Here is an 11467-nt window from a genome sequence, read left to right as displayed (position 1 = left end):
GCCTGGAGTAAACTCCATCGTGGGGTAGTTGCTCCGCATCCTACCCAAGCAGATACGTTTGGCCTCCGCCTGCGACAGAGGATGTGAGGGACGTTCAGGTAGATAGAACTGATTTTTATAGCGGACAACCCACTTGCTGATCTGCCGAGCAAGTAATGCCACGTCCTTTTCGATATCAGTTGCCGCCTCAGGTAGAGTTGGGGCGTTCCGGATCACACGGTAGCAAGGTCGACAATACGGACAAAGTGGGTGTTCAAGGAACCTTTTAAAGTGCCTTTTCAATGAACTTTGAAAAAAGCTCACCCTGCGAATTGATCCTAAGTTTCGCGTAAATGTTGCGTCTGTGGATGCGGACTGTGCCTGGAGAGATGCCGAGAATTGTGCCGACAGCTTCTGCCGAATGGCCCTTCAATGTGAACTCAACAACTTCTCGTTCTCGTGGTGTCAGAACGCCATCGCCAAATGCCTGGAATGCTAGATCGACACGACGACTAACGCCATTCGCTGCGGCGCCGCGGGCCATCGATGGAAAGTCACTCCAATGTTTGCAACAGGCTGCCCGAACGAGCGGCCATAGAGCGTGCAAATGGCGAATTTCCTTGGCGGAAAAAGGCTTCTCTGCTCGCATGAGCGAGACCACAACCATCCCAGCGCTTGGGATATCGATAAAGTAGCCAATCTCCTCTGCTAACCCAGTCCTTTTGTAATAGCTGCGATAGTATTCGCCCTGATAGAACCTGTCCGGTGCGATATCGCGCATGCGGTACAGACCCGGTGTTATCGGTTTTGTCGCGGCCAAAAAAAATGGATCAAGTACGTAGGGCCCGGCTTGGTAGTCCTCAACAAAAATACGCCGTTTGCTTTTGGGGAAATCGTCGTGAAGGTCTATTGGTGCTTCGGTTCCGACATGGCCAAACACTACAGTAAAATCGAATGGCGCGACCTGCCGTAAGCCATCTGCTAAAACACAGGGAAACTCTGGGGTTCCGATCTTCTCCACGACCCTGCCGGCCTCCTCCATCCAATCGTACACACGCAGCTCCAGATTTTCGAAAAGCACCCCTATACCCCAATTGTGGTATATACAGTTATTCCGAGTTATTGTTACTTTTTTCTTGTTTGAGTGGTATGCCAGTAAATGCCAAAAAATCAAGCAAAAGGAAAACGGCAGTATATGAGCTTTGACATGAGCGTCACCATGCAGACGATTGCGGAACTCCGAGGAGTGACCAAGACCTTCGGGAATGTGGTCGCTGCCAAAGACCTGAATCTTTCCATTGGGAAAGGAGAGTTCCTGTCATTCTTAGGCCCATCTGGTTGCGGCAAAACCACTGCACTTAGAATGCTGGCAGGTTTCGAGAAGCCAACCGAAGGTCAGGTGTTGCTCGATGGAGAAGTCGTCAACGACTTGGATGCGCACCATCGCCCAGTCAACATGGTGTTTCAGCACTACGCTCTTTTTCCTCACCTGAGTGTGTTCGACAACATCGCGTACGGCCTGCGCCAACAACGACCACGCGTAGACAAACAAACAATCGCGACAAAGGTTGAGCAAGCGCTGGAAACTGTCCGTCTTGGTGGATTTGGCCCACGTCGCATCTGGGAGATGTCTGGTGGTCAGCAGCAACGCGTCGCTTTGGCGCGTGCGATCGTAAACGAGCCCAAGCTTTTGCTGCTCGATGAACCAATGGCTGCTCTGGATCGAAAGCTTCGAAAAGAAATGCAGTTTGAACTGCAGAACCTGCAACGACAACTAGGAATAACTTTTGTCCTCGTCACGCACGACCAAGAAGAAGCGCTTTCAATGTCCGACCGAATTTGTGTGATGGAAGGCGGCAGTATTGTGCAGGTAGGCAGCCCACGTGAACTCTATGACATGCCCCGCAGCCGCTATGTGGCAGGATTTGTAGGCACCTCGAATTTCTTTGATGCAACCGTAACTGACGCAGCAGCCGAGCAAATCACTGTGCGTTTAGCGAGTGGCCAAAAGGTGCACGGAACTCCGGAGATCCCAATCGATGTAGGGCAGGTAGTGTGCGTCAGTATCCGCCCTGAACAGATCACGCTGACCCGCGCGCTACCCGCAGCTGAAATCGCTCTGCCAGTTACCATTCAAAATCGGATCTTCCTTGGGGAGCACACAGAATACCTTGCGCGCAACGAAGCACTGGGTGATTTCCACGTACTTGTGCCAAGGCAAGCGGAATTGAACGAGGGGACGTTCAATGCGGGAGAGCAGGCCTTTGTTTCATGGGGCGAAGGCGCACTGCTGATCCTGGAAAATTAACAAATCCCGCAATCCAACAACAGAGAGGTTCACAATGACCAAGGATAATGGGACTATTTCCAAGCATAAGTTCATGGAAGAGCTTCGCCGGTACCAAAAGGGTTCGGTCACACGGCGACATTTTTTGGGCGTGACAGGTCTTGGGATGGCAACGGCCGTTCTGGGCACGGCTATGCCTGGGTTGCGTCCACGCCCGGCATTTGCTGCCGGAGACATTGGCGACCGAGTGATCCTCGCCACGTGGCCGAACTACCATGACGAGATGAACTTCGAAGCCTTCACGGAAGCCACTGGCGCTCATGTTCAGGTCAATGTTTTTGGCTCGAACGAAGAGATGTTGGCAAAACTGCAGGCAGGTGGGTCTGGTTGGGACGTTTTCGTACCGACGAACTACACGATCACTACGTATGTGGGCGAAGATCTGATCATCCCGCTCGATACGTCCAAACTGCCAAACTACGACGCAGGTTCATTCGAACAACGCTTTTCGGATGCCGGCTCTGTCGATGGCCAACTTTACGCGGTGCCGAAAAACTGGGGCACGACCGGCTTTGCAGTGAATACTAGCAAGCTTGACGGCGCTCCGACTCCAACCACATGGAAAGAGTTCTGGGACCTTACTATGGAAGGTTACTCAGGTCGGACAATGGTGCATGATTACCAACTCACCACCATCGGTAATGCCCTGAAATACTTCGGCTACTCCTTCAACTCGGTCGATGAGAAGGAACTGGCCGATGCCGAGAAATTGTTGCTGGATGCTAAACCGCATCTGTTTGCAATCTCGTCGGACTATCAGCCACCGATGCGTAACGGTGACGCCTGGATGACGATGTGCTGGACAGGTGACGGCAAGCAGATGAATGTCGACATGCCTGAAATCGCCTACGTTCTGGGAGCTGAGGGCGGTGAACTCTGGTCCGACTACTACGCTATTCCTAAGGGCGCACCCCATATGGATGCCGCTTATGCCTTGATCGACTTCCTGCTGAACCCGGAAGTTAATGCGAAAGAAGTCCTCGCTCATGGCTATCCATCGGCTGATGCTCGCACCAATGCGTTGCTGCCGAAGGAATTGCTGGAAGATCCGATCCTTTATCCGGCAGCTGACCTTCTGAGTGCGCTCGAGTTCGGCGCGGCGGCTACGCTAACCGATCCAAACCGTGCCGAGTTGCTCGCCCGCTTCAAGTCGGCCTAAGCGGCAAGGCCGCCAATATCGGAAAAGACGAGGACAATATGACCGAACGAGGCAGAAAAGCACTGTTGCTGGCACCGGCAGGAATATGGCTTTTGGTAATGCTTGCCCTTCCTCTGCTGGTCGTCTTCGTCTTTTCCTTTGGCGAACGGGGTGCCGCCGGAGGCTATGTTCCAGCGTTCACGTTGGAACAATATGCCAACCTTCCTGCGCGATGGACGGCGTTTAAGAACACTTTGATCCTTGCACCTCTGGGGACTATCGCTGCGTTGGTAATTGCCTACCCGCTCGCCTACTTTCTTGCGGTGCGTTGTTCACCAAAGTGGAGAACTTCGCTGTTGATCCTGGTGATCGTGCCGTTCTGGACATCGATCCTGATCCGGTCATACGCATGGATTTTCATCCTTGGGGGGCGTGGCTTGCCCGCTTTACTGGAGTCGATCGGCATCGATGATGTCCGCCTGATAAATACGCCGTTCGCCGTGCTTGTTGGGATTGTCTATGGGTATCTACCTTTGATGGTTTTCCCAATTTTTGTAAGCTTGGACAAACTGGATAAACGCCTTCTGGAAGCCTCGGCTGATCTCGGCTCTACCCCATGGCGTACGTTCCGTCAGGTGACACTTCCTTTGTCGGTACCTGGTATCGCAACTGGCTGCATGCTGGTCTTCATCTTGCTGATGGGCGAGTTTCTGATCCCAGCGATCTTAGGTGGCGGAAAGGTCTTTTTCGTCGGAAATGCGCTGGTGGACCTGTTCCTGCAGTCTCGAAACTGGGCGTACGGATCGGCGGTCGCAATGACTCTGGTTGTCGTAATGCTTGTCACTGTCTCAATTTACATGAAATTCATCTCGCGTCTGGGTGGCCAGCGCGAAGATGTCTCGCTGATGTGAGGATCCGATGCGCTTATACGCGATTTGCGTCTACCTTTTTCTCTATATTCCCATCGGCATCATCGCGCTTTTCAGCTTCAATGCCGGACGACACGCAAGCCAGTTCATGGGTTTCTCGACCCAATGGTATGGCAAAGCGCTCAACAACCCATTTGTTATGGACGCGCTCGAGACCAGTCTGCTTGCAGCATTCATAACTGCTTGCCTCGCATCCACTCTCGGAACTATGGCTGCCATCGCTTTACAAGGGGTTAAGGGATGGCTCCGAACTTTGTTCGACGCGATGATTTATGTTGCGATAATGATACCCGGTATCGTCATCGGTATCGCGACGCTCATTGCCTTGGTTACCGTATTCGGCTGGCTTAACCCAGTTCTTGCCAGCCTATGGCCCGATGGAGCAAATCCCCCGCAACTTTCCATGGGGATGCCCACGCTTGTCGCTGCGCACACCATGTTCACAATGGCGCTGGTCATAATCATCGTACGTGCAAGGCTATCGGGTATGGACCGCGCGCTCATGGAAGCTTCGGCGGACCTCTTTGCGACGCCCTGGGGCACCTTTCGGCAGGTGACACTGCCGTTGATAGCCCCGGCAATTTTGGCGGGCTTCCTGCTCAGCTTCACTTTCTCATTTGATGATTTCATCATCGCGTTCTTCGTAGCTGGCTCAGAAACAACCCTGCCAATCTACATATTCTCATCCATCCGGCGCGGCGTAACGCCCGAGATCAATGCCATAGGCACTATGGTTATGGGCGCGTCGCTCTTGCTTCTCGTTACTGCGCAACTTCTTTTGCGCCGAGGCGCCTCAAAATCGAATAGTTAAATAAAGGAGCCAAGTGACATGCGGCTTGCAGGTAAAGTCGCGCTCGTGACGGGCGCGGGATCAGGAATTGGTCGGGCGGGTTCAATGGCAATGGCGCAAGAGGGTGCGCATGTCATGGTAACGGATCGCGATGCAACACTTGCTGACGCCACTGTGGCCGAGATCATTGCACAGGGAAATCAAGCATCTGCCTTACAGCTTGATGTAACCGATGACGATGCCCTTACCAAAACCATAGACGAAGCAGTTAAAAACTTCGGTCGGCTTGACGTGTTGCACTCTCATGCTGGGTTACAGATCGAAGGAACGCTGGAAGAAGTGGAACCGGTTGGAATGGATGCTTCTTGGGCATTGAACGTCCGCGCCCACTTCATTGCCGCGCGTGCAGCCGTCCCCCATATGAAATCACAAGGTGGAGGCAGCGTGATCGTCACTGCTTCCAATTCTGGCGTTCAATACGACCGGGGTATGATCGCCTATGCGACCACAAAGCACGCAGCTGTTGCGATGGTCCGGCAGATGGCAGCCGATTACGCTGTCCATGCAATCCGTTTCAATGCCCTTTGTCCAGGATTTGTGGACACCCCCTTCAATGCAGGCTTCGAGAAGCAGATGGGTGGCCGTGCCAAACTGGAAAGCTACATCGAGCAGGCGATCCCTATGAGCCGGTGGGCGACAGTTGAAGAGATTGGCCATGGGATCGTCTATCTAGCTTCAGATGAATCCGCTTTTATGACTGGGCAAGCCTTGGTTATCGATGGCGGTGAATGCATTTAGTGATGGGTTGGACCACTCAAGAGAATGTCTATCGCCGCACTTCATTTTTTGCGAGCACATTTCAGCCCGCTTTGGGCTCAGCTCGGCCCGATGCTCGCGCGGCAATACCGTTGTGATCGGCTGATCGAGACCGGCCATAGGAGGATCGGGTCAAGTCTTTGATCTTGTGTCATGTCGTTCAATGCACGGACGTTGGGAAATCAGGAGCCATAGTTCGCGCTTCAGGCGGCGAAACCAGGGAGTGAGCCCAAATTGTCGAATACTGCGGAGCCGTGTTAATGTCTGCAAACGATGCTCTGGAAGCCAAAATGACCAAACACCCCAGTCAAGTGAACGATGAAAGACCCGCCATTCTCTGTGTTGCAGGCTTTGGTGACAATGCGAGCATGTTTGAAGGTTTGGCTGACACCCACCTCGCCAACAGCTATCGTTTGCTACCCATCAATCTTCCGGGATTTGGCGCTCAGCCTCTGGCAAAGGCAACAACTCTTGAAGCACTTGCACAAACCGTCGCCGACAAAGCGATCAAGCACGGAGCTGAGATCATTGTCGCTCATTCGGTTGCTTCAATCATAGCCTCCCTGGCCGCCAAAAGGGCCGACTGTCCTTTGACAACCATTATTTCTCTAGAGGGTAATATCACCGCCGAGGATGCCTATTTTTCTGGAACTGCCGCGGACTACAGTGATCCGGTTGCGTTTCGTGCAGCTTTTCTTGAGCGGCTTGATGAAATGGCGAAAACGGCACCAATCATCCGACGGTATCGTAATGAAGTATCGAAGGCCGATACTCTGGCGCTGTGGCAACTCGGCACCGACGCACGGCATTTTTCAGCAGGCTGCGTGCCCGGCGAGCTTTTGCAAAGCGCGGCAAATGTGATTTATCTCTACAATCCTGACAACTGTCCGGACAGCACCGTCCGGTGGCTGGAAGAAAACAAGATGGATCGGATTATTCTCGAAAACGCCACTCACTGGGCGAGCGTAGATCAGCCCAAAAGGCTTGCAGAAATGATTGCTGAGGCACTCCACCGATAGGTGAACGCAGCCGTTCACAATTGGATAGATGAAAGTTGGCTTTGTATTGGATTTCCGCAAGAAACGGGTCGCGGTGTCGCGGTCACGTAAGCTAATCCGTTAGGTAATAGTTAGTGACGGAAGCAGAAGACATGACAAACCAACCCATGCCAGCAATGGATTTTACAGCCAGCGTCATGCTGCTTTTGCTCGCTGCGGTTTGGGGCGGGTCGTTCTTTTTTGGTGAGGTCGCCCTGTCAGAGGTGCCACCACTTACAATTACATTGCACAGGGTTTTTTGGGCGGTTCCTATTCTTGCGCTAATCGTCATTTTCAAAGGACTGAGTGTTCCACGCACCCCTCGGGCATGGGGCGCTTACCTCGTAATGGGGGCGCTCAATAATGCCATTCCGTTCTCGCTGATCTTCTGGGGGCAAACGCAAATCGACAGCGGGCTGGCTTCAATCCTAAATGCAACGACAGCAATGTTTGCAGCGGTCGTGGCGGGTTTGCTTCTTAAGGACGAGCCCTTGACTCCGAAGAAGATAGCTGGTGCTGCACTGGGTATTTTGGGGGTGGCCTTCATTATGGGGCCAAGCGCATTGACCGAGTTCAATCCGAGCAATCTGGCACAGCTGGCTATTCTTGGGGCGACGCTCTCTTATGCATTTGCCGGTGTATGGGGCAGGACTGCTCTTTCGGGCCAACCACCGCTGGTGAATGCGCTTGGTATGCTGATCGGCAGCACAGTGCTTATGATCCCGATTGTTCTCGTGATGGATGGCCCCCCAAACTTGGCTCTGTCTTCTGGCGTATGGGCTGCGCTTCTTGGGATGGCCGCACTATCAACAGCACTGGCCTATGTTCTCTATTTCGCAATCCTTGCGCGCGCAGGTGCTGCCAACCTTCTTTTGGTAACCTTACTGATTCCACCGTTCGCTATCGGCCTTGGCGTTTCATTCCTGGGTGAAAAGATGGAGCCAGAGGCTTGGGTAGGGTTCGCCATCATTGCCATTGGCTTTGCTGTAACCGACGGCCGGCTTTTCTCCCGCTTTGTCAGGCGCAAGCCCCAACAAGCAGAATGAGGCGCTTTCTAGAATACTATTGACCACCACATTACGGAGTGACGATCCTCGCCGTCACCAACTGACCCGGCCAAGCGTCGGGTCTATTTTTGAGTAGCGGACACCCCCAACCCGCCAGCACCAGCGACCCCCGTCAGCCCCCGGAACGAGACTCGCCAGCGGTCGTCTCAGCACCAGTGGGCGGGTCTCTAGTGGTCTCGCAGCGGCCTCTCTAGCGGTCAGAAATGCCCCGTGCTCACTCGTCCTTTGTCCTCGTTCCGCGCTTCGCAAAATGCCCCCGAAACCGCCCCAGTTTCTCGGAGGGTTTAGCCCCAAGAGCCTGTTGTCGTTCTATGATTGCGAATTAACCATAAGCGTGCAAATTTCACTCGGTTCGTGCAAATCGATGTAAATAAGTTTGTCTACTCACACTGCATCGAAGATGCTACCACCATCTGTGCATTTCTATTGAAAGCGCAGAACACTAGTTTTCCTCAGATAATTGCTGCTGGCTTTTTGTATCGAGCCTCGGGTGGTTGATGCAAAGGCCGCTTCTAGGGTTCGCTCCAGATTTGTTGGTTCCGTTCCCAGATCTTCTCGCCAATCAGGCAGTCATAGTCTGAGGGTGAGGTATATTGCGCCTTCATAACCTCTCCTGTTGCAGGCGCTGACCCAATTTCCAGTACCAATTTTCGTCGTACGGCCTCCGCAAAGCCCTGCTAGTCAAGCACCGGGACTACGAATAAACCAGGTCCGCCTGTCACACAGTTCTGGTAGTAGACGTCAAGATCGTCGAAGTGCCACTGACTCCCCATACCTTCTTGGGTCATCAGCGGTAACCCATTTATAATAATCGACTTCGACAATACTGCCTCACGGGCCCGCAAAACCGGGCGGAAGTTGCGAAACATCAGCCGCGACAGCTGGTGAGGTCCAAACAAGGCCCGAAGCAAGTACAATCGCGGAAACCAAACCTTTCGACTGGCGCACTATTTGGGAAGCTGGTTGGAGGGTGGCATCAATTGCACTGATCATACCTGTAGTCCCCGTACTCCAGCCAGTTTGCCGAGCCTTCGCTAAAAATCAGAAATTCGGACCTGTCTTCCCCAAGCAGGGCGACGACAAATCCGGCCGGTGGCTCGGAGTTTCCGAAGTAACTGTAGGCCGTCATGGCTCTGATTAACTCGCCGTTGACCGTTACTCGTGCGTCCCACTCCCCCTCCGGGTTTTCCAAAATCATGGGTTCGATCACGCGTTCTATCGCTCCGCCTCCACAATAGACGATGCCTTCGGGTGCTTCGTAGGAGGCTCCCTGGCTGGCATCCGAAGCACATTCAGAACGAAGGGACCGAATTGCCGCGCTGGAACCTTTTAAGTCGAAGATTCCATAGCTGACATCTTGATCAATCATCGACAGATTAACTGAAGCATTGGCCGCAAGCTGGTCCAATACAAAACCATAGTCCTGCTGACTATTGAAACTGATCTCGACGGGATAATTGTCAACGATCTGCAACACAGCGTTTTCAGCGCCAACCTGAAATGCCCCAACCTCGGTGGTGCCGTTCTTCAAAAAACGAATGGAAAGCCCTTGCTTCTCCGCAATGTCCTTGCTGTCCTCATATCCAGCTGGAGCAAAGCGAATACGGTTACACTGAAGCTCCAGCGTCATGTTTCCGGTCTGAATAAATGCATTGGGATTAGGCCCGGAACTGAACGACCACTCCGCCGATGCTGTGGTCGCCATTGCCATCATTAGCGTTCCAATGGAAATCGGTCTGAAACTCATTTTCTCTCTCCATGGTGTTGCGGTTTGCACTTTCATTCAGCAGAGATTCCGACCTGTTGCCCCCACAGCGAGGTCAGGAAGCAGGTGCGCCGTATTCGTTTTCGCCTTCTTGGGAAGGTCGTGTCAGCCACCAGATCATCAGAATGGACAGAACGAATTGCAGAATTGAGACAACGACAATACCGGTCAAGCCCAGGACTGCCGCGGGTCCTCGCAATGCATCGGGGTTTTCGGTCCCTTGCTCCAATACCGAAAAGAACGCCACCCCACCCAGCATAACAAAAAGCGTTGTAATGCTGAGCGCCATCGGCAGCAGCAAGTACCAACCAGGTCGTCCTGTATCATGCAGCCTCCGCCAACCGGCGGCTAGCATTGGAATGAGAACGGCCAGTTGAAAAACAGAGGACAGAACCCGAGATCCTTGGCCTGTTTCGGGGTTTGTCCCGAACAGGATCGAATCCAACCCGGCAAAAACGGCACTTACGAGAACCACAAACAAGAAGAACCACCAGTATTCTGAGCGTATAGCCCGCCCGGAGAACTGGAAGTATTTCGAGAAACACGTTTTAACTGCTTCACCGAATCCCATCTTTCATTCCTTTCTCAGTTTCTGTGCGGTCTCAAAACATTTCGCCGCTCAGGAGAACACACTCTCCCCTCTGGGTACTCCCACTTACCTTTTTGTTTGAAAGCAGAAGCCTATCGTACGAGAGCGTAAAGAGTTTTACGCGCGGAAAAAATGTTGATTTATGAAAAAATATATTCGAACATACGAATTCGACACAACTTTTTTTACCTCCGTTGTTGTCGCTGTCGCCCGATCTACTGGGCCCTTCCGACTGCTGGAGTGAGTGCCGGCGGTCGGAAGGCACTTCACAATAATCTGGCTTGGGAGAACACGATGCTCGGACTTAACGTACTCGTCCTCTCTCCCAAGTTCGCTCTAGCTTTTGCCAGTGACGTCATTCGGCCATCACGCGTTGTTGGCGGTCTCGGTAGTCAACGCAATGTCGTTCTGCCCCACAAGCCCCCCGCGGCAAGTTTTTGGGAAAGGTAGTCAAAGGATCGAGGTGTGTTCTGTTGGCTGCACAGACGCAAAAGCTTCAAACATGCGCATCCAATTTCACAAATTTCAAAGGAACCAGAGGGAGAAGAAAATGACTAACAAGAAGGTGATGATCGCAGGCGCGACATGTTTCGCATTGCTTGCAGCCTGCGACGACACGAGTACGTCCAGCGCGTCCGCCGACCTCACGCCCGCTCAGCAGGCATGTTTACGGGATGTAGCCAACACGACAAACAATTCGCAAGTCGTGGTGCTCTCATCCGCGTTTAGCGAGGCGGGAACACAAGTCACTGTAGGCGTTGGTGAGGATCGCGCTCCGTGGAATTGCATTGCCTACAGTGATGGCGCGACAGCTGGTATCGAGTTCCTTGGCGACGAAGGCGCATTGTAGTCTGTTCGCTGTGTATCTCGAAAGCACCAGTCGTGATCAAATTTGAATAACGGCAAGCTTAGACATTCAAGCCTCGTAATAGGATTGGGTTTTAACATGCTCAGTCACCTTAAGGTTATCGATAATGCCCGTATCCAATTCGGTTGTAATTGCGATCATT

At 52.8% G+C, this 11467-nt stretch carries 12 protein-coding genes; 8 read left to right on the top strand and 4 right to left on the bottom strand.

Translation table 11 applies throughout. From position 1 onward, the window contains the following. Positions 1–265: 265 nt before the first annotated feature. A complete protein-coding gene (locus tag AC2FIZ_RS20445) occupies positions 266–1021 on the bottom strand; it encodes a helix-turn-helix transcriptional regulator (protein WP_281973628.1) in 756 nt (251 codons plus the stop codon). Between the two features lie 153 nt (positions 1022–1174). On the opposite strand from AC2FIZ_RS20445, the gene AC2FIZ_RS20440 reads away from it, so the two are divergent. The 7 genes from AC2FIZ_RS20440 to AC2FIZ_RS20410 all read left to right on the top strand — a co-directional run bounded on the left by AC2FIZ_RS20440 (position 1175) and on the right by AC2FIZ_RS20410 (position 8082). Continuing rightward, positions 1175–2287 carry an ABC transporter ATP-binding protein gene (locus tag AC2FIZ_RS20440; protein WP_142638978.1) on the top strand — a complete coding sequence of 371 codons (1113 nt, stop codon included), beginning with the start codon at positions 1175–1177 and terminating at the stop codon, positions 2285–2287. Positions 2288–2321: 34 nt separating this feature from the next. Continuing rightward, on the top strand, positions 2322–3485 hold the full coding sequence (locus tag AC2FIZ_RS20435) for an ABC transporter substrate-binding protein (protein WP_281973626.1): 1164 nt from the start codon (positions 2322–2324) through the stop codon (positions 3483–3485). Positions 3486–3523: 38 nt separating this feature from the next. Then, a complete protein-coding gene (locus AC2FIZ_RS20430) occupies positions 3524–4375 on the top strand; it encodes an ABC transporter permease (protein ID WP_142638982.1) in 852 nt (283 codons plus the stop codon). A gap of 7 nt (positions 4376–4382) precedes the next feature. Then, the gene (locus AC2FIZ_RS20425) at positions 4383–5204 is read left to right on the top strand and encodes an ABC transporter permease (RefSeq protein WP_142638984.1); all 822 of its coding nucleotides are present in this window, start codon (positions 4383–4385) and stop codon (positions 5202–5204) included. An 18-nt stretch (positions 5205–5222) separates the two neighbouring features. Then, entirely contained in the window at positions 5223–5981 is a 759-nt protein-coding gene (locus tag AC2FIZ_RS20420; protein WP_142638985.1) for an SDR family NAD(P)-dependent oxidoreductase, read from the top strand. 278 nt (positions 5982–6259) lie between these two features. Further along, a complete protein-coding gene (locus AC2FIZ_RS20415; protein WP_281996076.1) occupies positions 6260–7018 on the top strand; it encodes an alpha/beta fold hydrolase in 759 nt (252 codons plus the stop codon). A gap of 131 nt (positions 7019–7149) precedes the next feature. Continuing rightward, complete coding sequence (locus AC2FIZ_RS20410) at positions 7150–8082, top strand: DMT family transporter (protein ID WP_282022543.1); 933 nt, start codon at positions 7150–7152, stop codon at positions 8080–8082. Positions 8083–8780: 698 nt separating this feature from the next. Here AC2FIZ_RS20410 and AC2FIZ_RS20405 read toward each other — a convergent pair. The 3 genes from AC2FIZ_RS20405 to AC2FIZ_RS20395 form a co-directional block, all read right to left on the bottom strand. Beyond that, entirely contained in the window at positions 8781–8972 is a 192-nt protein-coding gene (locus AC2FIZ_RS20405; protein ID WP_425595613.1) for a DUF1194 domain-containing protein, read from the bottom strand. A 107-nt stretch (positions 8973–9079) separates the two neighbouring features. Then, positions 9080–9850, bottom strand: a complete 771-nt coding sequence (locus tag AC2FIZ_RS20400; protein ID WP_281996074.1) for a hypothetical protein — start codon at positions 9848–9850, stop codon at positions 9080–9082. Positions 9851–9923: 73 nt separating this feature from the next. After that, positions 9924–10439 (bottom strand): DUF805 domain-containing protein, encoded by a 516-nt coding sequence (locus AC2FIZ_RS20395; protein ID WP_496791588.1) that lies wholly within the window; start codon positions 10437–10439, stop codon positions 9924–9926. Between the two features lie 568 nt (positions 10440–11007). On the opposite strand from AC2FIZ_RS20395, the gene AC2FIZ_RS20390 reads away from it, so the two are divergent. Further along, complete coding sequence (locus AC2FIZ_RS20390; protein ID WP_281996073.1) at positions 11008–11307, top strand: hypothetical protein; 300 nt, start codon at positions 11008–11010, stop codon at positions 11305–11307. Positions 11308–11467: the final 160 nt, after the last annotated feature.

It is taken from the genome of Ruegeria sp. CDSB022, from assembly GCF_059611145.1.
The sequence above is the reverse complement of the archived record's forward strand: the minus strand, read 5'-3'. Positions and strand labels throughout refer to the sequence as shown.

Excerpts from the sequence above, each read along its gene's own strand:
- AC2FIZ_RS20445 (WP_281973628.1), bottom strand. The coding sequence starts at position 1,021 with ATGGAGGAGGCCGGCAGGGTCGTGGAGAAGATCGGAACCCCAGAGTTT.
- AC2FIZ_RS20440 (WP_142638978.1), top strand. The coding sequence starts at position 1,175 with ATGAGCTTTGACATGAGCGTCACCATGCAGACGATTGCGGAACTCCGA.
- AC2FIZ_RS20435 (WP_281973626.1), top strand. The coding sequence starts at position 2,322 with ATGACCAAGGATAATGGGACTATTTCCAAGCATAAGTTCATGGAAGAG.
- AC2FIZ_RS20430 (WP_142638982.1), top strand. The coding sequence starts at position 3,524 with ATGACCGAACGAGGCAGAAAAGCACTGTTGCTGGCACCGGCAGGAATA.
- AC2FIZ_RS20425 (WP_142638984.1), top strand. The coding sequence starts at position 4,383 with ATGCGCTTATACGCGATTTGCGTCTACCTTTTTCTCTATATTCCCATC.
- AC2FIZ_RS20420 (WP_142638985.1), top strand. The coding sequence starts at position 5,223 with ATGCGGCTTGCAGGTAAAGTCGCGCTCGTGACGGGCGCGGGATCAGGA.
- AC2FIZ_RS20415 (WP_281996076.1), top strand. The coding sequence starts at position 6,260 with ATGTCTGCAAACGATGCTCTGGAAGCCAAAATGACCAAACACCCCAGT.
- AC2FIZ_RS20410 (WP_282022543.1), top strand. The coding sequence starts at position 7,150 with ATGACAAACCAACCCATGCCAGCAATGGATTTTACAGCCAGCGTCATG.
- AC2FIZ_RS20405 (WP_425595613.1), bottom strand. The coding sequence starts at position 8,972 with ATGTTTCGCAACTTCCGCCCGGTTTTGCGGGCCCGTGAGGCAGTATTG.
- AC2FIZ_RS20400 (WP_281996074.1), bottom strand. The coding sequence starts at position 9,850 with ATGAGTTTCAGACCGATTTCCATTGGAACGCTAATGATGGCAATGGCG.
- AC2FIZ_RS20395 (WP_496791588.1), bottom strand. The coding sequence starts at position 10,439 with ATGGGATTCGGTGAAGCAGTTAAAACGTGTTTCTCGAAATACTTCCAG.
- AC2FIZ_RS20390 (WP_281996073.1), top strand. The coding sequence starts at position 11,008 with ATGACTAACAAGAAGGTGATGATCGCAGGCGCGACATGTTTCGCATTG.